Origin of the sequence: Erythrobacter cryptus DSM 12079 (assembly GCF_000422985.1) — a bacterium.
Classification (GTDB): domain Bacteria; phylum Pseudomonadota; class Alphaproteobacteria; order Sphingomonadales; family Sphingomonadaceae; genus Erythrobacter; species Erythrobacter cryptus.
The window spans coordinates 1-21,506 of the sequence record NZ_AUHC01000015.1; the positions used below are offsets into that span (position 1 = coordinate 1).

The following is a 21,506-nucleotide window of genomic DNA, read 5'->3' on the forward strand; positions in this document are numbered from 1 at the left end:
GACAGGCGAGCGATTGCCAACAGGCCGATCCGCTGCTCGAGGCCGTGCCGGAAGGCAGCATCTTCCTCGCCGACAAGGCCTATGACAGCGACGCCATCCGCGACAAGGTCGAGGCGCGCGGCAGCTTCGCCAACATCCCGCCAAAGGCCAACCGCAAGAAGGGCTTCGCCTTCAGCTCCTTCCTCTACCGCTATCGCAACCTGATCGAGCGCTTCTTCGGAAAACTCAAGCACGCCAGAGGCTTGGCCACGCGATACGACAAACGCGCCGACAACTTCCTCGCCGCTGCCAAACTCTTCTCAACTCGCCTATGGATCGCAGCTAATGAGTCCACGGCTTAGGAAGAAAGTGGCGCTCAGCTCTATCACAGCTTGGTTTCGTGACGCCCCAGCTGACCAGAGGGGTAGCGAGTGGAGCCATAGACCCCGATTTGGTCAAGTCGACAAAGGGAGTTGAGGGTCTAACTGGAAGGCCATTCGAGATAACACCAAATGGACTGCGCTTGGCAAATGCCGGATCGGTGGCGCAACAACAAGAATGCTTCCTCCGCTCTCTTGTAACCTATAGAATTCCGTCAGTGCTCGAGACACGTTATCAGGCAAATCAGTTCTCACCGTTGGCATTTGTCCTAACGATATTTGAGCGTTTGGCTGCTGGCGGCGAAGATGGGCGCATCTCCTTCGAAGAATTTGCCCTATACGTCCAGACGAAGACCCCAGACGACGGCATTGATACCGTTGTTAACGAGCTGCTGCAGTATCGCCACGCCCGCATAGCTGCAGCCGGACGCGTGAGGGAATTCGACCGCGGACAATACCAAATGGCAGCCAAGAACATCGGAACGAAAATCGGGACCTTCAACGATTATGCGGATGTCAATTTCCGCTATCTAAAGGCGTCTGGTCTTTTCCGTTCATCTGGCCGGGGGCTGGTCATTTCTCCTTTAAAGCAGGAACTGGCAAATCTTATCCTCGCCAATGTAAAAGACTTTTCCAAAGATGAGCCGGGCTACCTTCAATCTCTGTGGAATGGCGCATCACTGCCGACCGACGACCGAGAAAATGCCATCACGGTGCTTCGAGACCTTACCAACAGGCTTGAGGCAGCGGGAGAGGAAGTGGGCGAGGTCGCGGAAGACTTGCCAACCGCTGATCTTGAGATCGAGCGCCACAAGCTCGAAGAACGCCTTCAGAAGCTGGACGAGGAAACATTTGCAAAGGAGCAAGCATCTAAGGTTGGAGAAATCCTCGCATGGATGGATGTGGTCTCTACACGACGCAGCGTAAGCCTGCCTGATGGAACCGTCCTTTCAATTCCTAAGGGAGAATATCCTGCTTATCTCGAATGGGTAATCTGGCGAGCATTCCTCGCCATGAATTCTCTGGTTCGTCCTCCTTGGGAATGTCGCAATTTCGATATCGACCAGGACTTCCTTCCTGTTCATTGTGCCGCAGCTGGCCGACCGGATATGGTCTTCGAGTTTGAGAACGCCGTGATCGTGGTCGAAGTTACGCTAACTCGCTCATCGAGACAGGAAGCCGCTGAGGGTGAACCTGTCAGAAGGCACGTCGCTGAATACGCTGAGCAGTTCGTCGACAATCCAGACAAGAGAGTTTTCGGCCTTTTCATTGCAATCGATATCGACAGCAATACGGCTCATACGTTCCGTTATGGGGAGTGGTATCGTGCCGATGATAGCAAAATCGTGCTAGATATCGTCCCAATGCGGCTCGGACATTTCCAGGACTTTCTGAGAGCCGGGCAGGCAGATCTAGACGCAATGCCTGAGAAGCTAGTCGCGATTCTCAAGGAATGCCGATCATGGGCAACGCAAGAAGCTCCAGAATGGAAAAGGCGCATTGCCTTGGAAGTCGAGAAGGCTTGCCGGTAGTTGGGTCATTGACCGCAAACACTCGTCCAGCAGATTTCTTGTAGGAAATGGCATATAAATCAGGGCGCTAGAGGAAAATTAATTCCTCTGCGCCATAATGCCGGACGGCTGGATGCCCCGCAAGGATTCGAACCTTGATTGACGGAGTCAGAGTCCGCTCTCTTACCATTAGAGGACGGGGCATCGGCCAGCCGCGGCAGGCGGCAGCGCCTTGAGGCGCAGCGCGCGCTCCCTAGTTTCCTCAGCGGCGAAGGTCAAGGCCGGCGATGCGGGCGCTGCTTGCGCACGGGCGGGGCTTGCGATACCCTTTGCCCCAAGTGCTGCCCCGTGCCGGAGCGCGCCGGGCCAGTGTTATGGAAGTGATGCGATCATGGCGGACACACACCCGCCGGACAGAAAGACCAGTGCTGGGAAGAAACGGGGCGGCACGTCCGGCAAGGTAGCCGATTTCCGCTACAAGCGCCCCCCTCAGCCCGATCCCCGGCGGCACGATGCGCCCGGCTGCGGCAAGCCTGCCGCCCGCCGCGCGCCCGATCTTGCCGCAATCGGCGCGATGAGGGCGCCGAGCCACGGCGAGGCCTATGCCGCGCTTGACCTTGGCACCAACAATTGCCGCCTGCTCATCGCCCGCCCCTCGGGCCGCGATTTCACCGTGATCGATGCCTTCAGCCGGGTGGTGAAGCTGGGCGAGGGGCTGGCCACCACCGGGCGCCTGTCCGACGCGGCGATGGAGCGCACGCTTGCTGCGCTGGCGATCTGCGCCGACAAGCTGCAACGCCGCAATGTCCGCCTCGCCCGTTCGGTGGCGACCGAGGCCTGCCGCCGCGCCGCCAACGGGGCGGACTTCATCGAGCGGGTGCGGCGCGAGACCGGCATCGTTCTCGACATCATCAGCGCCGAGGAGGAGGCGCGCCTCGCGGTGCTGGGCTGCCACATCCTGCTCGAGGCCGGGGACGGGCCGGCGGTGATCTTCGACATCGGCGGCGGATCGACCGAGCTGGTGCTGGTCGAACCCGATGCCGCGAGCCCGGCAAGGGTGCCGCGCATCCTCGATTGGCAGAGCGTGCCCTGGGGCGTGGTCTCGCTCACCGACACCATCGGGCGCGGCGAGGACAGCGAGGCCGCGCGCGCGGCGCGCTATGCCCGCATGAAGGCGATGGTGGCCGAGAGCTTTGCCCCCTTTGCCGCGCGCATCGCCGCCGCCGCGCGCCACGGCGATATTCGCCTGCTCGGCACCAGCGGCACGGTGACCACGCTTGCGAGCCTCTATCTCGAACTGCCGAGCTATGATCGCAGCGCGGTTGACGGGCTGATCGTCCCGGCCGCGGCGATGCGCGAGATCAGCGCGCGGCTTTCGCTGATGACCCCTTACGAGCGCGCCAGCCTGCCCTGCATCGGCGCCGATCGGGCCGATCTGGTGGTGGCGGGCTGCGCCATTCTCGAGGCGATCCTCGATCTGTGGCCGGCGCGGCGGCTGGGGGTGGCCGATCGCGGCATCCGCGAGGGCATCTTGCGCAGCATCATGGCCGCCGAGCGCCGCTCCGAGCGCAGCCTCAAGGCGCTCCAGCGCCAGCGCGGCGCCGCGCCCCCGGCCCGGCACAGCCGCGCATGAGCCGGGGCGCCAGGCCGCAGGGCAAGCGGCTCAAGAGCGCGCGCGGGCGCAGCGCCGCGCAGGTGCGCTGGCTCACCCGCCAGCTCAACGATCCCTATGTCCAGCGCGCCAAGGCCGAGGGCTATCGCAGCCGCGCGGCCTACAAGCTGATCGAGCTTGACCAGCGCTTCGGCCTCCTCAAGGGCGCGCGCCGGGTGGTCGATCTCGGCATCGCCCCGGGCGGCTGGGCACAGGTGGTGCGGCAAAAGGCCCCGCGCGCCGAGGTGGTGGGGATCGATCTGCTCGAGGTCGCCCCGATCGCAGGGGTTACCATCCTGCAGATGGATTTCATGGCTGACGAGGCCCCCGCCGCGCTCACCGCGGCGCTCGGCGGGCCGCCCGATCTGGTGCTGTCCGACATGGCCGCCAACACCGTCGGCCACAAGCAGACCGATCACCTGCGCACCATGGCGCTGGTTGAGGCGGCAGCGTGGTTTGCGATCGAGACGCTCGCCCCCGGCGGCGCCTTTGTCGCCAAGGTGCTGGCCGGCGGCACCGACAGCGCGCTGCTCGCGCTGCTCAAGCAGCATTTTGGGCAGGTGCGCCACGCCAAGCCCCCGGCGAGCCGCAAGGATTCATCGGAATGGTATGTGGTGGCGCAGGGGTTCAAGGGGCGTTAGCGCCGCAACGGTTTCACGCAGCGCCGAGGCCGGGCGGAGGCTGAACCTGCCGCCCCTGCTGGCCCGCCGCCCTTGATGAACTGCTGCCTTACTGGCCCGCCGCTGCCGCTTCGGCGCCCGCCTCGGCCGCGCCGGTGGCCGCGGCCTCGCCCTCGGTCGCTGCTTCCCCGCCCGCCGCAGCCGCGCCCTCAAAGGCCGGCACCGGCAGGTTCGACCCCTTGGAATTGAGATACATGGCGATCGCGGCGCGGTCCTCGATCTTGGAAAGGCCGGCAAAGCTCATCTTGGTGCCCGGCACCAGCCCCTTGGGGTTCTTGAGCCAGAGGTTCATCTTCTCCCAGTCCCAGGTGCCGCCCAGCGCCTTCAGTTCAGCGCTGTAGGCAAAGCCCGGGTGGCTGGCGACCGCCTTGCCCATGGTGCCATAGAGGTTGGGGCCAACCCCGTTGGCGCCGCCCTGATCCACGGTGTGGCAGCTCTGGCACTTGGAGAAGGCCTTCTCGCCCGCCGCGATCAGCTCGGCCGCGGGCATCTTGTTAAGCGCCTCGGCCATGCTCATCTCGGCCGGCCCGGCGCTTTCCTCGACCGCGCCCTCGATCACGTAGCCGAGCTTTTCCGGCCGCTCGGGCTTGTCCCCGTGGAAATACTTGCCCGAGAGGATCGAGAGCCCAAGCCCCAGCCCGGCCGCGAACAGCACCCAGCCGGCGGCGGTGTTGAACAGATCGCCGCCGCCCTTCTGGCCGGCAGCATCGGCTTGCGAAGAAGTGTCCTGATTCATCCCGCGAGGCCCATAGTGGCGGGCGCGCAGGCGCGCAAGACCGATCGTGGCATCAATCCTTGCGGCTTTTGCAAGCAGGCTTGCCCGGTGTGCCGCAAGGCTTTAGGCGCGCCGCCGTGATGCACTCCTTCCCCGCCCCCGCGCTCGCCATGGTCGAGCAGATGCGCGCCGCTGCGGCGGCCGATCCGGCCCGCGCGATCGCCTTCCAGGGCTCGCCCGGGGCCAATTCGCACCGCGCGGCGAGCGAGGCCCGGCCCGAGATGCTGCCGCTGCCCTGCTTCAGCTTCGAGGACGCGCTCGATGCGGTCAAGGACGGGCGCGCCGGCTGCGCGATCATCCCGATCGAGAACTCGCAGCACGGGCGGGTGGCCGATATCCATTTTCTCCTGCCCGAAAGCGGGCTTTACATCGTCGGCGAATATTTCATGCCGATCCACCATGCGCTGATGGCGCTGGGCGACGGGCCGTTCGAGGCGGCCTATTCGCACCCCCAGGCGCTCGGCCAGTCGCGCCGCTTCCTGCGCGAACGCGGGATCGTGCCCCTGAGCCACGCCGACACCGCGGGCGCGGCGGCCTATGTGGCCGAGCGCGGCGATCCTGCGATCGCGGCGATCGCCCCGGCGATCGCGGCCGAGCTTTATGGCCTCAAGATCATCGCCGACCATGTCGAGGATGCGCCCGACAACACCACCCGCTTTGTCATCCTCGCGCGCGCGCCGCTTGGGCCGGAGGCGCTCGCCGCAGCGGGCGCGCCGCTGATGACCACCTTCATCTTCGCGGTGAAGAACATTCCGGCCGCGCTCTACAAGGCGCTCGGCGGCTTTGCCACCAACGGGGTCAACATGACCAAGCTCGAAAGCTACCAGCAGGGGGCAAGCTTTGCCGCAAGCATGTTCTATGCCGATATCATCGGCGCCCCCGGCGATCCGGCGGTCGACCGCGCGCTCGAGGAATGTGCCTTTCATTCACGGCACCTGCGTCTGCTCGGCAGCTATCCCCAGGCGCGGCCGCGCGGATAGGCCGGGCAAGCCGCGCGCGCGCCTTTCCCGGTTGCATGGGCGGCGGCGGCGTGTCACCACTCGCGCCGGGATGACCGCCGCGCCTGCTTTGCCTCCTGCCCCGATGGGCGCGCGCCCCGCCCCTCCGGGCGGCGGCGCGCCTCCAGGCTGGGCCGAACTGCGCAGCGATGGCGATCTGCAATTTGCCCCCGTTGCCCTGCCCGATGTGCCCCCGCCCCAGCCCACCGCCTTTGAACAGGCGCTGCGCGCGCTGATCGAATGGCTCGCCGATCTCCTCGCCCCGCTGGGCGAGGCGCTGGGCGCGGCCTGGTGGTGGCTGCAATGGGTGGTGCTGGGGGCGCTCGCCCTGTTCGTGCTGGTGCTGCTCGTGCGGGTGATCGGCCCGGCCCTGCGCGCCCGGCGCGCGCGCGGCGCGGCGCCCGAGGAGGAATGGCGCCCGGATGAGGCCGCCAGCCTTGCCCTTCTCGAAGATGCCGACCGGCTGGCGCGCGAGGGCCGCTTTGACGAGGCCACGCACCTTCTGCTCCAGCGCAGCATCGGCCAGATCGCCGCCGCCCGGCCCGAATGGGTCGCCCCCTCGAGCACCGCGCGCGAGCTGGCCGCGCTTGCCGCCCTGCCCGAAACTGCGCGCGCCGCCTTCGGCGTGATCGCCGAACGGGTCGAACGCTCGCTCTTTGCCCTGCGCGCGCTGGGGCGCGAGGATTGGGAGGCGGCGCGCGCGGCCTATGCCCGCTTTGCCCTCGCCCGGCTCGAGAGCGCAGGCGAGGCCGCGCGGTGAGCGCCGACCCGCCCCCCGCCTTCTCGCGCGCCGGGGCGCTGGCGCTGGTGGCAGGCGGGGCCGCGCTGTTCCTGCTGATGGCCTGGCTGATCGGTTCGGGCAGCAGCGTGGTCAACGAGGGGCGCGCCGGCGAGGGCCATGCCGCGGCGCGCGGCCTCAACGGCTATGCCGGCCTGGTGCGGCTGGTCGAGGCGCAGGGGCGCAAGGTGATGCGCGCGCGCAGCGAGGCCGCGCTCGACAATTACGGCCTCCTCGTGCTCACCCCGCCGAGCTTTCCCGACAGCACGCGGCTGGCCCGGGTGCTGGCGCAGCGCGCGGCGGCGCGCCAGCCGACGCTGGTGATCCTGCCCAAGTGGGCCGCAGCGCCCCCGCCGCCCGATCTGCCCCCTGCCGCCCGGGCGAAGTTCAAGCGTGGCTGGGTGGTGCTCGAAGGCGCCCGCGCGCTCACCTGGCCCGCCGATCTGCCCGCCCCCTTCACCCTCACCCACGCCCGCGCCGAGGTGCCGCTGGGGGAGGCGCCGCGCTGGGAAGGCCTGGGCCTTGCCGGGCGGCTGCCGACCCGCGAGGTGCTCCATTTCGACAAGCCTTCGGCCAAGGTGCTGATCCGCGATGGCGCCGGGCGCGCGCTGGCGGTGGAATGGCCGGGGGAGCGGGTGGTGTTCGTGGCCGATCCTGATCTCCTCAACAATTACGGCCTTGCCGATAGGGCGCGCGCGGCGCTGGCGGTGGCGCTGGTCGAGCGGCTGGCCGCAGGCGCGGGCAATGGGCCGGTGATCTTCGATCTCACCTTCAACGGCTTTGGCGGCGAGGAGAACCTCCTCACCCTGGCGCTGCGCCCGCCCTTTCTGGCTGCCACGCTGTGCCTGCTCCTTGCCCTCGTGCTCGTCGGCTGGCGCGCCTTCCTGCGCTTTGGCCCGCCCGCCGCGCCCGCGGGGCCGCCAATCGCCTTCGGCAAGCAGCAGCTCATCGCCAACAGCGCCGGGCTGATCCTGCGCGCGCGCCGCTTTGGCCTGCTCGCTGCGCCCTATGGCGCGCTGGTGGCGCGGCGGCTCGCCGAAAGGCTCGGCCTTGCCCGGGCAGAGCCGGCGATGATCGACGCCGCGCTCGCCCGCCGCTGGGCCGCCCGCGCTGGCGCAGGCGATGCCTTCACCACCCGTGCCGCGCGCCTTGCCGCGGCCCGCCGCCCGGCCGAGATCCTCGCCGCCGCCCAGGCGCTCGACCAGCTTGTCACCCAATGCGAACAGGGACATCCACATCCATGACCATGAACCTTGCCGATGTGCGCGCGCTCGCCGATGCCATCCGCGCCGAGATCGCCAAGGCGATCGTCGGGCAGGAAAGCCTGGTCGAGATGCTGCTGGTGGCGCTGCTGGCGCAGGGCCACGTGCTGATGGAAGGCCCGCCCGGCACCGCCAAGACCTTGCTCGCCAATGCCTTTGCCCGCGCGCTGGGGCTTGATTTCGGGCGCATCCAGTTCACCCCCGATCTGCTTCCGGGCGATATCCTCGGCTCCAACCTGTTCAACTTCCAGACCAGCCAGTTCACCCTCACCCGCGGGCCAATCTTCTGCGAGCTGCTGCTTGCCGACGAGATCAACCGCACCCCGCCCAAGACCCAGGCGGCGCTGCTCGAGGCGATGCAGGAGCGCAAGGTTACGCTCGATGGCGAGACCCACCCCCTGCCCGCGCGCTTCATGGTGATCGCCACCCAGAACCCGATCGAGAGCCAGGGGGTCTATCCCCTGCCCGAGGCCCAGCTCGATCGCTTCCTGTTCAAGCTGCTGGTGCCCTATCCCGCCGCCGCGGAGGAAGCGCGGATCGTGGCCACCTTCGGCCAGCTGAACGGCCCGCCGCGCCCGGCCGAACTCGGGATTGCGCCGGTCACCGATGCCGCCGGCCTGGCCGCGGCGAGCGCGGCGCTTGGCGCGGTCACCATGGCCGAGGAGATCATCGCCTATGTGGTGCGGCTGGTGCGCGCCACCCGCGAACATGCCGAACTCAGCCTCGGCGCCTCGCCCCGCGCCGCGGTGCTGCTCGCCGGGGCGGCGCGGGCGCGCGCGGCGCTGGCCGGGCGCGACTATGTGATCCCCGATGATGTCAAGGCGCTCGCGGTGCCGGTGCTGCGCCACCGCCTCACCCTCTCGCCCGCTGCCGAGATCGAGGGGCGCGACATCGAGGCGCTGGTGGGCGAATTGGTCGAAGCGACCGAGGCGCCGCGTTAGGCCCATGGCCCGCCGCCTCGCCTTGGCGGACGCGCTGGCGCGCCTTGCCCTGCCGGTGGTGCCGAGCGCGCGCGCGGCGTGGATCGCCGCCGCCCTTGCCCCGGTGGCGGTGGTGATCGCCGCGGCGGCGCCCGCCGCCTGGCTGATCGCCCCGCTCGCCGCGGGCGCGCTTGTCGCCCTGGTGCTGGTCGATGCCTGGCGCGCCGGCAGGCTCTCCGCCTCGCAGGTGCGCGCGCCCGGCGATGCCGAGGTCGGCCAGCCGCTCGCGCTTACCGTCACCGCCACGCTTGCCGGCGGCCGCGCGCGCCGCATGGCCGCCGCGCTCGCCTGCGATCCCCGCCTTGCCGAAGGCGGCCGGGTGAGCCTGGCGCTGGCCCCGGTCCAGAGCGACGGGGCGCAAACGCTCTGGCGCGGCGCAGCGCAGCCCGCACCCAGCCGCCGCGGCACCGCGCCGATCAGCCGGGCCTGGCTGCGCTGGCACGGCCCGCTCGGCCTCGGCGCGCGCCAGGCGGCGTGCGCGCTCGATCAGGAGGTGCGCATCTGGCCCGATCTGACGCCTGTGCGCGCCAGCGAATTGCAAACCTTCCTGCGCAATGCCGAGGTCGGCCTCATCGCCCGGCGGATGCGCGGCGAAGGCAGCCAGTTCGAGGCGCTCAGCGAATATGAGCCGGGCATGGACCGGCGCCGCATCGACTGGAAGGCGAGCGCGCGCCACACCCGCCTTTATGCCCGCGAGAACGAGGCCGAGCGCAACAACCAGATCGTGCTCGCCTTCGATTGCGGACAGGCGATGTGCGAGCCGATCGGCGGCCTGCCGCGCATCGACCGGGCGGTGAGCGCGGGGCTGACCGCGGCCTATGTGATGCTCAAGGGCGGGGACAAGGTGGCGCTGTTCGGCTTTGCCCGAAGGGTGCAGGTGCTCACCCCCTTCATCGCCGAGACCCGCGCCTTCCCGCGGCTCCAGAGCGCCGCCGCAGCGCTCGATTACGAATCCGTAGAGCCCAATTTCACCCTTGCGCTGGCCACGCTCACCGCCCGGCTGAGGCGCCGCTCGCTGGTGGTGGTGTTCTCCGACTTTGCCGATCCCACCGGCGCCGAACTGATGATCGAAAGTCTCGGGCGGCTGGTGAGCCGCCACCTCGTGCTGTTCGTCACGCTCGCCGATCCGGCGCTCGAGGCGATGGTTGCCGCGCCCCCGGGCGATCTGGCCACGCTCGCCCGCGCGGTCGCCGCCGATACCCTCGCCCAGCAGCGCCGGCTGGTGCTCCAGCGGCTGCGCGCGCTCGGGATCGAGGTGATCGAGGCGCCGTTCAGCGCCATCGGCCCGCGCCTCATCGACCGCTATCTGGCGCTGCGCGCGCGGGAGGCGATCGGATGAGACCGCCGATCCTGGCCGCCTGGCTCGGGCGCGCAGAAGTCGCGCCGCCCCCCGATATCGCCAGCGCGGCGCTGCGCTCCGACCGCTTTCGCCTCGCGCGCGAGGGCGAGTGGCGCCGGCTCGAGGAGATCGTCACGCGCATGGAGCGCGGGCAACTGCGGCGTATCGCCGATGCCGATCTCATCGCCCTGCCCGCGCTCTACCGCACCGCCGCCTCGAGCCTTGCGGTGGCGCGCGAGACCAGCCTCGATGCCGCCACGCTCGCCTATCTCGAGGCGCTGGTGCAGCGCGCCTGGTTCCAGGTCTATGGCCCGCGCCAGGGGCTGGTGCGCTGGCTGCGCGGCTTCCTCTTTGGCGGCTGGAGCCGGACGGTGCGCGCCGTGGGGCTGGATATGGCCATCGCGCTCGGGGTGATGCTGGCCGGGGTGCTGGTCGGCTGGCTGCTGGTGGCGGGCGATGAGGCCTGGTATTTCCGCCTGGTGCCGAGCGGGCTTGCCGATACCCGCGTGCCCGGCGCCAGCCGCGAGGCGCTGCTGGCAACGCTCGGGACCGAAAAGAGCGCGGGCGGGCTATCGGCCTTTGCGGCGCAATTGTTCAGCAACAACTCGGCGGTGTGCATCCTTGCCTTTGCCCTCGGCTTTGCCTTCGGCATCCCCTCGCTGATGCTGCTGGTGCACAACATGGCGATGCTGGGCGCGCTTGTGTGGCTGTTTGCCGGTGAGGGGCTGGGGCTGGAACTTGTCGCCTGGCTCAGCGTCCACGGCACCACCGAGCTTTTCGGCATCCTGCTTTCGGGCGCGGCGGGCCTGCATATCGGGCGCGCGATGGCCTTTCCCGGCGAGCTTGGCGTGCTCGAGGCGGCGTCAGCCGCCGGGCGGCGCAGCGCGCTGGTGATGGTGGGCGTGGTGCTGATGATGATCATCGCCGCGCTGCTCGAAGCCTTCGCCCGCCAGTTGGTGGGCGGCACCACCGAGCGCCTGGCCATCGGCGGGACGATGCTGGCCTTCTGGCTTTCCTACTTCTTTCTCTACCGCCCGCCCGCGCGCGGCGAGGGGGGCGCATGAGCGCGGCGGCGCCGAGCGCGGGGCGCGCGCGCAGCCTGATCACGCCCGAAGGCCTGGCCCTGCCGCTCACCCTCGCCTCGCGCGGGGCGCGCGCGGGGGCGCTGGTGATCGACCTGGCGATCATCGTGGCGATCCTCGTTGCGGTGCAATTGCTGCTGCTGTTCCTTGCCGCCGGGCTTTTGAGCGGCACGGCCTTCGATCCCGATCGCGCCACGCGCGGGGCGCAGGAGTTCCTCGCGGTGCTGCTGGCGCTCATCGTCTTTGCCTTCTGGTATGGCTATTTCCTGGTGCAGGAGCTGGGGCCGCGCGGGGCGACGCTGGGCAAGCGCCTTGTCGGCATCCGCATTGCCGCGCGCGGCGGCGGGCGGCTCACCGCCGAGGCGGTGATCGCGCGCAATCTCCTGCGCGATATCGAGATCTTCTATCCGCTCATCTTCCTGCTGGTGCTGGCGGTGGCGGGATCGGGTGAGGAGGAGGTGGGCGCGCTGGGCTGGGCGGCAACCGCGTGGTTTGCGCTGTTCTTGCTCTTTCCCTTCTTCAACCGCGATGGCCTGCGCGCGGGTGATATCGTCGCCGGCACCTGGGTGGTCGAGCGCCCGCGCGCGCGCCTTGCCCCGGTGCTGTCTGCCGCCCCCGCCGCGGCAAGCGGCGCGAGCGCGCTCACCGGCGCGCGCTACCAGTTCGGCGAGGCCGAGCTTTCGGTCTATGGCGAGAAGGAATTGCAGACCCTCGAGCGGCTGCTGCGCGAGGGCGAGCCGCAGGCGCTGGTCGCGGTTCATGCCACGATCTGCCGCAAGATCGGCTGGGAGCCGGGGGCGGGCGATGAACGGGCCTTTCTCGAGGCCTTCTATGCGCAATTGCGCGGGCGGCTCGAGGCCGATCTGCGCTTCGGCAAACGCAAGGCGGACAAGTTCTCATGAAGCTGGATCGAAGGATGTTCATGGGCGGCGCGCTGGCGCTGGGGGCGAGCGGCTGCATCCCGCCCGACCAGAGCCCGCTGGGGCGGCTGGCCGCCGAGCTGCGGATCATCGAGGCGGCGGGCGATGGCACGCTGGGGGTGGAGCTGTTCAACCCGGTGAGCGGGGTGGCGGTGGGGCTCAACCAGCAGCAGCGCTTCGGCCATGCCTCCTCGTTCAAGCTGAGCCTTGCCGCGCTGCTGCTCCAGCGCCACGCCGCAGGCGCGATCGATGCCGACCGACGGGTGACGTGGGGCAAGGCTGACCTTGTCGGCCATTCGCCCTTCACCCTGGAGCGGTTGCCAAGGGGGGCCAGCTTGCGCGAACTGGCGCGCGCGGCGCAGGTCACCTCCGACAATGGCGCGGCCAATATCCTGCTGCGCGCGCTCGGCGGCCCGGCGGCGCTCACCGCATTCTGGCGCAGTCTCGGCGACAGCGTGAGCCGGCTCGATCGCTACGAGCCGGAATTGAATCTCGTGCCGGCGAGCGAGTTTCGTGACACCACCACCCCGGCGGCGATGGCGTGCACGCTGGCGCGGATCGTCTATGGCGAGGTGCTCCCCGAGGCCGAACGCGCCGAGCTTAAAGGCTGGATGGTGGAAACCCAGACCGGGATGCGGCGCGTGCGCGCGGGGCTGCCCAAGGGCTGGGTGGCGGGCGACAAGACCGGCACCAGCGGGCTCATCGCCGGGCGCGAATATTGCTATGTCGATATCGGCTTTGCCGAAGGGCCCAAGGGCGAGGGGCCGATCACCTTCGCCTGCTATTTCCGCGCCCGCCAGAGCACGGACGAGATGCTCCCCCGCGGCGAGCAGGTGCTCGCCCGGGTGGGCCGCATCATCAAGGAATTCGCCGAGCCCGAGCGCGGATTGCCGCTGGTGGGCAAGCTCTACTAAGCCCGCCTCCCATTTGGGGGAGGGGGTCAGGGGGTGGGGGTTCGACGCCTGAGCGCAAAGAACCCCCATCCCCAACCCCTTCCCCGCGGGGACGGGGCATTAGTGATCCGGCGTGTGCGACGCCTTCGCCTCGCCGCCGAAGATCGCCACCTCGCGCAGGCCCGTGCTGGTCGCGCGGCCGCGATACATGCCGGTGGTGTTGAAGCTGAAAAGCGCATCGCCCGCCGGGGTGACCACGATCACCCCGCCATCCCCGCCGAGGCTGGCGACCTCGGCCATCACCGCATCGGCGACATATTGCACCTCCGCCGCGGCCACGCCGGTGCTGGGGGTGCGCTCATCGGCGAGCGCGAGCTTGGCCTCGGCTGCGGCGCGCAGCCGCGCGCAGATCTCGTGCGCGACGCCCACGCGGATGAAATATTCGCCCCACCCCGTCGCCGAGACCGCGCAGGCGCGGTTGTCGGCATAGGTGCCCGCGCCGATCACCGGGGCATCGCCCACCCGGCCCCAGCGCTTGCCGGTCATACCCCCGGTCGAGGTGCCCGCGGCCAGATTGCCCTTCGTATCCAGCGCCACCGCCCCCACCGTGCCGAACTTGTGATCGACATCGAGCGCAGAGAGCTGCTTCGCCTTCAGCCGCTCGAGCGCCTCGCGCCGCGCCGGCGTGGCGAAATATTCGGGCGGGGTGACGGCAAAGCCCTTGCTCACCGCAAATTCCTCCGCGCCCGTGCCGATGAGGAACACGTGCTCGGACTGCGTGCGCACCGTGTCTGCCAGCAGGATCGGGTTTTTCACCGTCTTCACCCCGGCCACGGCCCCGGCGCTGCGGTCGCGCCCGTCCATGATCGCGGCATCAAGCTCGTTCGTCCCGTCCCAGGTGAACACCGCACCCCTGCCGGCGTTGAACAGCGGCGAATCTTCAAGGATCACGATCGCCGCCTTGACCGCATCCACCGCGCTGCCGCCCGCGGCGAGGATCTGCGCCCCCGCATCGAGCGCGGCTTGCAAGTCCGCCTCATAGGCCGCGCGCTTCTCGGGCGTCATCTGCGCGGGATCGAGCGTGCCGGCCCCGCCGTGGATGGCGAGCGACCACTTCGCAGCATCTTCGGCAACAGCGGGTTGGGACATGAGGACGAGCGCCGCCAGAGCGAGGAGGTTCTTCATGGCGGCCATCTCTACCCCGCCGCCGCCGATTTCGCCAGCTTAACAGCGCGCGCCGTGCAGGCTAGGGTCGCGGGCATGATCTATCGTGCTGCCACCCTGGATGATGCCGAGGCCCTCGCCGCGCTCGGGGCCGAAACCTTCACCGCCGCCTTCGGCCACCTCTATGCGCCGAAGGACCTTGCCGCCTTCCTTGCCGAGGTGCACAGCCCAGAGGCGGTCGCCGCCGAGATCGCGGGGGAAGAATGCACCCACCGCCTCGCCGAGGATGCGGGCCGCCTCGTTGCCTTCTGCAAGCTGCGCCATCCCAGCAAGTTTGCTTCCCTGAGCCGCGCGCGCGATCCGATCGAACTTGCCCAGCTCTATGCCCTGCCCCACTGCACCGGGAAGGGCATCGGCGCGGCGCTGATGGACTGGGCGCTCGCCAGCGCCCGCACGGGCGGGCATGATGCGGTGCTGCTCAGCGTCTATGCCGAGAATTTCGGCGCCCAGCGCTTCTACCAGCGCTATGGCTTTGACAAGATCGCCGACATCACCTTCAAGGTGGGCGATCACCACGATCCGGAATATCTTTACGAATTGTCGCTGTAGGGAAGAGCACGAGGGAGGGGCAGATGGGCGATTTCGGGCGCGAAAGCACCACCGACGAGGTGCTTGCCGGCATTGATCTATCCGGGCGCACGGTGCTCATCACCGGGGCCAATTCGGGCCTCGGGCAGGAAACCGCCCGGGCCATGGCCGCGCGCGGGGCCGAGGTGGTGCTGGCCGGGCGCGAACAGGCCAAGCTCGATGCGGCCGCCGCGGCGATCCGCGCGGCGCACCCCAAGGCCAAGCTCGACAGCCTCACCGTCGATCTTGCCTCGCTCGAGAGCATCCGCGCCGCCACCTCGCGCGCGCGGCAGAAGCTCAAGAAAATCGACCTCCTCATCAACAATGCCGGGGTGATGGCCTGCCCCTTCCTCCACACCCGCGATGGCTTCGAGCTGCAATTCGGCACCAACCATCTTGGCCATTTCGCGCTCACCGGCGAGCTTTTCCCGCTGATCGAGAAAGGGCATTTGAAGCGCATCATCAACCTTTCAAGCCGCGGCCACCACATCGCCCCGGTCGATTTCGACGATCCCCACTTTGCCCGCCGCGCCTATGATCCCTGGATCGCCTATGGCCAGTCGAAGACCGCCAATGTGCTCTTCACCGTCGGCCTCGAGGCGCGCTTTGCCGTGCTCGGCATCCACGCCTATGCCGTCCACCCCGGCGGGATCGACACCAATCTCGGCCGCCACCTCACCCCCGAGATGGCCGAAGCGCTGATGAAGCGGGTGAAGGCGAGCGACAGTACCTTCCGCTGGAAGACCATCCCCCAGGGCGCGGCGACCACCTGCTGGGCCGCCACCGCTCCCGAGCTTGAAGGCCGGGGCGGGGTCTATTGCGAGGATTGCCAGGTCGCCGAGGTCGATGATGCGGCGCGCGACAGGGGGGTGCGCAGCTATGCGCTCAACACCTCCTATGCCGAGCGGCTGTGGGCGCTGAGCGAGGCGGCCACGGGCGTGCGCTATCCCTCCTGATCGGCAAGGAAGGCGCTCAAGAGGCCGATCACGTCGCGCGCCTCGCGGGTCGGCAAGATCGCCATGAAGACATGCGGGGCGGCCGCGTATTCATAGAGCCGCGCGTCCACCCCGGCGGCGCGCAGGCGGCCAACAAACGTGCGCGAATCGATGATGAACAGGTCGTGCCGCCCGGTCCAGATCCGCGTCGGCGGGAGCGCGGCGAGCGCCGCTGAAGGGGCATAGAGCGGGCTGAGCGAAGGATCATCGAGCGCCCGGCCCGCCGCCACCAGCCCCGCGCAGGCGCGCAGCGTGCCGATCTTGAGCATCAGGTCATGCGGCTCGACCTTTGTGATCGCCGGATCGGCAAGGCCGAGATCGAGCCAGGGGGCAAACAGCGCGAGGCGCCCGGGCATGGGCCCGCCGCGCGCGGCGAGACGCAGGGCCAGGGCGAGCGCCATTTGCCCACCGGCGCTGTCGCCATTGAGCACGATGCGCGCCGGATCGTGGCGCGCGGCAAGATCGTCCCAGGCGGCATCGGCGAGCGCCTCCTGGCTTTCGTGGCTGGCCTCGGGCACCACCGGATAGAGCGGCACGGTGACACTGATGGCGCAGCGCTTGACCATGGCGGCAACCAGCGGCCAGTGCACCGCGAACATCGGCTGGACAAAGCCGCCGCCGTGGAAATAGAGCATGTGCCAGGCGGCAGGCCCCGTTTTCGGGTGCAGCGTCACCACCCTGTGGCCGAGCAGGGCGCGCTCCTCGACGATGAAGCGGCGATGAAAGCTGCGCGGCATCGGCGCATCCTCAGGGCGTTTGCGGCCCGCCATGGCCGCGGCAAACGCCGCCGCATCGCGCGGGAACACCGGCTTGCGCCGCGCCAGCAGCCAGTTGGCGACGCGCATGACCAGGCTTGGCCTGTGGCTGCGCAGTTCGATCCCGGTCTCGCTCAGCATCTGCTCTCCCCTTGGCGGCGGCAGAGTGGCGCGCGGGGCGACCATGTCAAGCGCGGTCATTGCCCCGTCATCGCCGCGGGGCTATATGCGCGGCCATGTCCAGCATCCGTCCGTGGCGCCATATTGAACGGCGCAAATGCCGCCAGATCATGGTGGGCAATGTGCCCGTGGGGGGCGATGCGCCGATCACGGTGCAGACCATGACCAACACCCCCACCGAGGACGTGAAGGCGACGATCGATCAGATCCGCCGCTGCGAGGATGTGGGGGCAGACATCATCCGCGTCTCCTGCCCGACCGAAGAATCGACCCGCGCCTTCCGCCAGATCACCCGCGCCGCGCGCATCCCGGTGGTGGCCGATATCCACTTCCACTACAAGCGCGCGCTCGAGGCGGCTGATGCGGGCGCGGCGTGCCTGAGGATCAATCCCGGCAATATCGGCTCGGCCGAGCGCGTGGCCGAGGTGGTGCGCGCGGCCAAGGCCAATGGCTGCGCGATCCGCATCGGCGTCAATGCCGGCAGCCTCGAGAAGGACCTGCTTGAAAAATATGGCGAGCCCTGCCCCGAGGCGCTGATCGAAAGCGCGCTCGATCATATCAAGCTGTTGCAGGATCACGATTTTCACGAGTTCAAGGTGGCGGTGAAGGCCTCCGACGTGTTCCTCGCCGTGGCGGCCTATATGGGCCTTGCCGAGGCGGTGGATTGCCCGCTGCACCTCGGCATCACCGAGGCGGGCGGGCTGATCGGCGGCACGGTCAAATCGAGCATCGGCATCGGCTCGTTGCTGTGGGCGGGGATCGGCGATACGATCCGCGTCTCGCTCTCGGCCGAACCGGAGCAGGAAATCCGCGTCGGGTTTGAAATGCTGAAGGCGCTCGGGCTGCGCACCCGCGGGGTGCGGATCGTCTCGTGCCCCTCGTGCTCGCGCCAGGGCTTTGACGTGATCCGCACCGTGGAGGCGCTGGAAAAGCGGCTCGAGCACATCAAGACGCCGATGAGCCTCTCGATCCTCGGCTGCGTGGTGAACGGCCCGGGCGAGGCGCGCGAGACCGATATTGGCCTTACCGGCGGGGGCGCGGGCAAGCACATGGTTTACTTGCGCGGGGTGACCGATCACACCGTCCAGAGCGAGGACATGCTCGATCACATCGTGCGCCTGGTGGAAGAAAAGGCCGCCGAGATCGAGCGGGGCGAGGCCACCGCCTTCGATCCCCACGCCGCGGCGCAGCAAGCCCAAGAAGCCGCCGAGTGATCCGCGCGGCGATGGCGGGAATGCTGGCGCTGGCGCTGGCTGGCTGTGTGGCGCCGGGCGCTGCCGCGCCGGCCCCTCCCGAAGCGCGCGCATTTTCTGCCAGCGCCGATGCCAGGGCCGAGGTCGAGGCCGCGCTCGCCCGCGCTGCCGCCTCAGGCAAGCGCGTGCTGCTGGTGCTGGGCGCCAACTGGTGCCACGACAGCCGCGCGCTCGCCGGCTGGCTTGAAACCCCGCGCCTTGCCGCGCTGGTGGCCGCGCATTACGAGCTGGTCTTCGTCGATGTGGGACAGCCGCAGACGGGCGCGGGCCGCAACCTCGATATCGCGCAGCGCTTTGGCCTCGCGGAATTGGCAGGCACGCCCGCCCTCATCGTGCTCACCCCCGATGGCGCGCCGGTCAATCTCGATACCGCCGCCAGCTGGCGCGATGCGGCAAGCCGCAGCGAGGCCGCGATCCACGCCGCGCTGGCGACGCTGGCAAGGCCCTGATCGGCGATGCTCGCAGCGCTGCTCCTTGCCCTTGCCCTGGCGATGGACGCCTTTGCCGTAGCCCTCACCCAGGGCGCGCGGTTCCGGCCCGCGCTTGGCGCCGGGCTGGCAATCGCGCTCACCTTCGGCGGCTTCCAGGCGGCGATGCCGCTGGCCGGCTGGGGGATAGGGGCGGCGGCCTTTTCCTACATCGCCGCGCTCGATCACTGGATCGCCTTCGGCCTCCTCACCTTCCTCGGACTTCGCATGCTCTCTGCGAGCGAAGATCACGAAGTTGGAGAAAGCGCCCGCGCCCTTTCCGGCCAGGCGTTGCTGCTCGCCGGCCTTGCCACCAGCATCGATGCGCTGGCCGCCGGGTTCACCCTGCCGGCGCTGGAGGTGCAGCCGCTCGCCGTTGCGGGGCTGATCGGGCTGGTCACCTTTGCCCTGAGTTGGGCAGGCGTGTGGCTGGGGCGGATCGCTGGGGATCGCTGGGGCGCGTGGGCCGAGCGCGCCGGGGGCGTGATCCTCGTCGGCCTCGGCTGCAAGATCCTTGCCGAGCACACCGGATACCTGTGAGGGAGGGGCGTGCTCCACGTCGTCCACCACGCCGACTATATCGCCCCGCGCCCCGCGCAAGGGAGCTTCCGCTTCGACAAGTACTGGCTGGTGATGGAGGAGCTGCGCGCCTCGGGCGCGGCGATCACCGAACACGCGCCCGCGCCCATGCCGCGCAAGTGGCTCGAGGCGGTGCATTGCCCCACCTATGTCGATGAGGTGCTGCGCGCCGCGGTGCCGCGCCACAAGGAGCGGCGGATCGGCTTTCCCGTCACCCCGGCGATTGCCCGGCGGGTGCAGCACACCAATGGTGGCACCTGGCTTGCCGCGCAGCTTGCCTGCCGCCACGGCTATGCCGCCAACTCCGCCGCCGGCAGCCACCATGCGCTGCACGACAGCGGCGCGGGCTACTGCGTGTTCAACGATCTGGCCGTCGCCGCCCACCGCCTGATCGCCGAGGGCGATGCATCGCGGGTGCTGATCGTCGATCTGGATGTGCACCAGGGCGATGGCACCGCCAGCCTCACCGCCGGGCGCGCGGACATCTTCACCCTCTCGCTCCACGCCGAGAAGAATTTCCCGGTGCGCAAGGCCCGCTCGAGCCTCGATATCGGCCTTCCCGACGGCATGGATGATGATGGCTACATGGAGGTGCTCACCCGCCACCTGCCGCAGGTGATCGAGGCCTTCGCCCCCGATCTGGTGCTCTATCAGGCAGGCGTTGATCCCCATGCCGAAGACAAGCTCGGCCGCCTTGCGCTTACTGATGCCGGCCTTGCCGCGCGCGACCGCTTCGTCGTTGCCGAGGCGCGCCGCCGCGGCGTGCCGATCGCCTCGGCGCTGGGCGGCGGCTATGGCAGCGATCCAAGGCCGGTGGCGGCACGCCATGCCGCCTCGATGCTGACGATGGCCGACGAGAACGCGCGCTGGGATCAGAAATAAAGGTCGATATAGTCGGTGAGGTGGTCGCACCATTCAAACGTGCGCAGGCGGTAATACTGGCGGTTCTGCGTCACCGCGAAGCGCCAGGTGCCTTGCCCCTCGCAGCTTGGCCCCGCATCCGGGGTGTTGGCAATGGTGATCGCGCCTTCGAGGATGAAATAGTCCGGCCCGATCTCGGTGATGGTGCCATCGACCACCAGCACCGCCCCGTCCGCGCCGCTCTGGCTGCCATGGAGCCGCCACAGCCCGGCCTCGTCGATGGTGACGCTGGCCTCGCCGCGCTTGTCCCAGCTGATCCATTGCAACGTGATGCCTTGAAGCCCGCGCAGCCTTGCGGCATCGCGCTGGCTCAGCACCCGCGGCGGGGCGAGCGGGGCTTCGGCCCCTGCCTCGGCCTCTGCCGCCGCGACCTCGGGATCGCCGGTGTGCGCGCCCGCTCCTGCCCCCACCGTTTGGGCGAGCGCCAACGCCAGCGCCAGCCCCGCCATCCCTGCCTGCCCGATCCTGCCCATCCGCGCCGCTCCCCTGTTCGCCCTCGCCCCATCCTTCATGCCGCAGATGGCAGGATCGTGCCAGAGCGCCGCGTCAGCCCATGAGCCGAGGCGCAGCTGCGATGAAGCGTTGGCAGCCCCGCTTGGGAACCGGCGCGCCGCGGGTTACGTTCTTGCTCCATGAACCGGCGTGACCTCCTCAAGGGCACCCTCGTGGCAGGCGCGGCGCTTGCCATGCCCACGCGCGCCTTTGCCAGCGTGGCGAGCGGCACCGCCCGCGACCGCATCCTGTTCCAGATCGCCCAGCGCGAGCTTGCCCGCGCAGGCGAAGCGATCTGGAAGCGCGACATCGTGGGCATTGCCGATTTCGGCCTGCATTCAGCCCGGCCGCGGTTCCACTTCGTCAACCTCGAGCGCGGCGAGGTGCGCTCGTTCCATGTCAGCCACGGCATGGGTTCCGATCCGCAGCACGATGGCTGGCTCAAGCAGTTCAGCAATGCCGAAGGCTCGAACGCCACCAGCCGCGGGGCCTATGTCACCTGGGAATGGTACAAGGGCCGCTATGGCACCTCGGTGCGCCTCGGCGGGCTTGATCCCAGCAACGAGGCAGCGCTGCGGCGCTATATCGTGATGCACCGGGCCGATTATGCCGAGCCCGCGCATCTTGAACGCTGGGGTCGGCTCGGGCGCTCGAACGGCTGCTTTGCCATGGGCACCGATGCCTTCCGCGAGGCGCTGCTCAATCTTTCGGGCGGGCGGCTGCTGATCGCCGATTCGCTCGGGCTCGAGGAGGATGGGTCGATCCTGCCCGTCCCCGAACTTGCCCATTATGAGCGCCACCCGCTCGAACTTGGGGCCCGGCCCCTCGGCAGCGCCTTCTAGGCC

The 21,506-nt window shown here is 69.0% G+C and carries 22 protein-coding genes, 1 tRNA gene and 1 pseudogene; 19 read left to right on the forward strand and 5 right to left on the reverse strand.

Annotated features, from left to right (window positions below; translation table 11 throughout):
• Both G524_RS0110260 and G524_RS16630 read left to right on the forward strand, forming a co-directional pair.
• The coding region (locus G524_RS0110260) for an IS5/IS1182 family transposase (RefSeq protein WP_027443640.1) at nt 1-341 on the forward strand (341 nt) is incomplete at its 5' end.
• Nucleotides 342-376: 35 nt separating this feature from the next.
• Nucleotides 377-1,891, forward strand: a pseudogene (locus G524_RS16630) (AlwI family type II restriction endonuclease); the annotation flags it as partial.
• Nucleotides 1,892-2,000: 109 nt separating this feature from the next.
• Here the strand turns inward: G524_RS16630 and G524_RS0110275 are convergent.
• Nucleotides 2,001-2,074: transfer RNA gene (locus G524_RS0110275), tRNA-Gln, on the reverse strand.
• Between the two features lie 187 nt (nt 2,075-2,261).
• On the opposite strand from G524_RS0110275, the gene G524_RS0110280 reads away from it, so the two are divergent.
• Nucleotides 2,262-3,503, forward strand: coding sequence for a Ppx/GppA phosphatase family protein (locus G524_RS0110280; protein WP_027443643.1), 1,242 nt, complete (start codon nt 2,262-2,264; stop codon nt 3,501-3,503).
• Nucleotides 3,500-4,162: an RlmE family RNA methyltransferase gene (locus tag G524_RS0110285; protein ID WP_027443644.1), complete on the forward strand. Its 663-nt coding sequence runs from the start codon at nt 3,500-3,502 to the stop codon at nt 4,160-4,162. The genes G524_RS0110280 and G524_RS0110285 overlap by 4 nt, the downstream gene beginning before the upstream one ends.
• An 88-nt stretch (nt 4,163-4,250) precedes the next feature.
• Here the strand turns inward: G524_RS0110285 and G524_RS0110290 are convergent, their stop codons facing one another.
• Nucleotides 4,251-4,937, reverse strand: coding sequence for a c-type cytochrome (locus G524_RS0110290; protein ID WP_051221124.1), 687 nt, complete (start codon nt 4,935-4,937; stop codon nt 4,251-4,253).
• A 119-nt stretch (nt 4,938-5,056) separates the two neighbouring features.
• Between G524_RS0110290 and G524_RS0110295 the strand changes: the two genes are divergently transcribed.
• The 8 genes from G524_RS0110295 (at nt 5,057) to bla (ending at nt 13,249) form a co-directional block, all read left to right on the forward strand.
• Complete coding sequence (locus tag G524_RS0110295) at nt 5,057-5,956, forward strand: prephenate dehydratase (protein ID WP_027443646.1); 900 nt, start codon at nt 5,057-5,059, stop codon at nt 5,954-5,956.
• 103 nt (nt 5,957-6,059) lie between these two features.
• On the forward strand, nt 6,060-6,734 hold the full coding sequence (locus G524_RS0110300; protein WP_051221126.1) for a hypothetical protein: 675 nt from the start codon (nt 6,060-6,062) through the stop codon (nt 6,732-6,734).
• Nucleotides 6,731-7,996, forward strand: coding sequence for a DUF4350 domain-containing protein (locus G524_RS0110305; RefSeq protein ID WP_027443648.1), 1,266 nt, complete (start codon nt 6,731-6,733; stop codon nt 7,994-7,996). The genes G524_RS0110300 and G524_RS0110305 overlap by 4 nt, the downstream gene beginning before the upstream one ends.
• A 2-nt stretch (nt 7,997-7,998) precedes the next feature.
• Nucleotides 7,999-8,955 carry an AAA family ATPase gene (locus tag G524_RS0110310; protein WP_027443649.1) on the forward strand — a complete coding sequence of 319 codons (957 nt, stop codon included), beginning with the start codon at nt 7,999-8,001 and terminating at the stop codon, nt 8,953-8,955.
• Between the two features lie 4 nt (nt 8,956-8,959).
• Entirely contained in the window at nt 8,960-10,333 is a 1,374-nt protein-coding gene (locus tag G524_RS0110315) for a DUF58 domain-containing protein (protein WP_051221128.1), read from the forward strand.
• A complete protein-coding gene (locus tag G524_RS0110320) occupies nt 10,330-11,397 on the forward strand; it encodes a stage II sporulation protein M (protein WP_027443651.1) in 1,068 nt (355 codons plus the stop codon). Before G524_RS0110315 ends, G524_RS0110320 begins: the two co-directional genes overlap by 4 nt.
• Nucleotides 11,394-12,317, forward strand: a complete 924-nt coding sequence (locus G524_RS0110325) for an RDD family protein (protein WP_027443652.1) — start codon at nt 11,394-11,396, stop codon at nt 12,315-12,317. The genes G524_RS0110320 and G524_RS0110325 overlap by 4 nt, the downstream gene beginning before the upstream one ends.
• The gene (bla, locus tag G524_RS0110330) at nt 12,314-13,249 is read left to right on the forward strand and encodes a class A beta-lactamase (protein ID WP_027443653.1); all 936 of its coding nucleotides are present in this window, start codon (nt 12,314-12,316) and stop codon (nt 13,247-13,249) included. The genes G524_RS0110325 and bla overlap by 4 nt, the downstream gene beginning before the upstream one ends.
• A 99-nt stretch (nt 13,250-13,348) precedes the next feature.
• Here bla and G524_RS0110335 read toward each other — a convergent pair whose 3' ends face one another.
• Nucleotides 13,349-14,413: an isoaspartyl peptidase/L-asparaginase family protein gene (locus G524_RS0110335; protein ID WP_084625147.1), complete on the reverse strand. Its 1,065-nt coding sequence runs from the start codon at nt 14,411-14,413 to the stop codon at nt 13,349-13,351.
• 75 nt (nt 14,414-14,488) lie between these two features.
• On the opposite strand from G524_RS0110335, the gene G524_RS0110340 reads away from it, so the two are divergent.
• Nucleotides 14,489-15,001, forward strand: coding sequence for a GNAT family N-acetyltransferase (locus G524_RS0110340; RefSeq protein WP_027443655.1), 513 nt, complete (start codon nt 14,489-14,491; stop codon nt 14,999-15,001).
• A 23-nt stretch (nt 15,002-15,024) separates the two neighbouring features.
• Entirely contained in the window at nt 15,025-15,975 is a 951-nt protein-coding gene (locus tag G524_RS0110345; protein WP_027443656.1) for an SDR family NAD(P)-dependent oxidoreductase, read from the forward strand.
• Here G524_RS0110345 and G524_RS0110350 read toward each other — a convergent pair.
• Nucleotides 15,963-16,970: an alpha/beta hydrolase gene (locus tag G524_RS0110350; protein ID WP_245561350.1), complete on the reverse strand. Its 1,008-nt coding sequence runs from the start codon at nt 16,968-16,970 to the stop codon at nt 15,963-15,965. The genes G524_RS0110345 and G524_RS0110350 overlap by 13 nt on opposite strands.
• 35 nt (nt 16,971-17,005) lie before the next feature.
• Between G524_RS0110350 and ispG the strand changes: the two genes are divergently transcribed.
• The 4 genes from ispG to G524_RS0110370 are packed head-to-tail and all read left to right on the forward strand — an operon-like array spanning nt 17,006 to nt 20,130.
• Nucleotides 17,006-18,163 (forward strand): flavodoxin-dependent (E)-4-hydroxy-3-methylbut-2-enyl-diphosphate synthase, encoded by a 1,158-nt coding sequence (ispG, locus tag G524_RS0110355; RefSeq protein ID WP_027443658.1) that lies wholly within the window; start codon nt 17,006-17,008, stop codon nt 18,161-18,163.
• A complete protein-coding gene (locus G524_RS0110360) occupies nt 18,160-18,651 on the forward strand; it encodes a thioredoxin family protein (protein WP_027443659.1) in 492 nt (163 codons plus the stop codon). Before ispG ends, G524_RS0110360 begins: the two co-directional genes overlap by 4 nt.
• A gap of 6 nt (nt 18,652-18,657) precedes the next feature.
• Nucleotides 18,658-19,209, forward strand: coding sequence for a manganese efflux pump MntP (locus tag G524_RS0110365; RefSeq protein WP_027443660.1), 552 nt, complete (start codon nt 18,658-18,660; stop codon nt 19,207-19,209).
• 9 nt (nt 19,210-19,218) lie between these two features.
• On the forward strand, nt 19,219-20,130 hold the full coding sequence (locus G524_RS0110370; RefSeq protein WP_027443661.1) for a histone deacetylase family protein: 912 nt from the start codon (nt 19,219-19,221) through the stop codon (nt 20,128-20,130).
• Here G524_RS0110370 and G524_RS15615 read toward each other — a convergent pair.
• Entirely contained in the window at nt 20,121-20,642 is a 522-nt protein-coding gene (locus tag G524_RS15615; protein ID WP_211219318.1) for a hypothetical protein, read from the reverse strand. The two genes, G524_RS0110370 and G524_RS15615, sit on opposite strands and share 10 nt — an antisense overlap.
• 159 nt (nt 20,643-20,801) lie before the next feature.
• Between G524_RS15615 and G524_RS0110380 the strand changes: the two genes are divergently transcribed.
• Nucleotides 20,802-21,503: a murein L,D-transpeptidase catalytic domain-containing protein gene (locus tag G524_RS0110380; protein ID WP_027443662.1), complete on the forward strand. Its 702-nt coding sequence runs from the start codon at nt 20,802-20,804 to the stop codon at nt 21,501-21,503.
• The last annotated feature ends 3 nt before the right edge of the window (nt 21,504-21,506 follow it).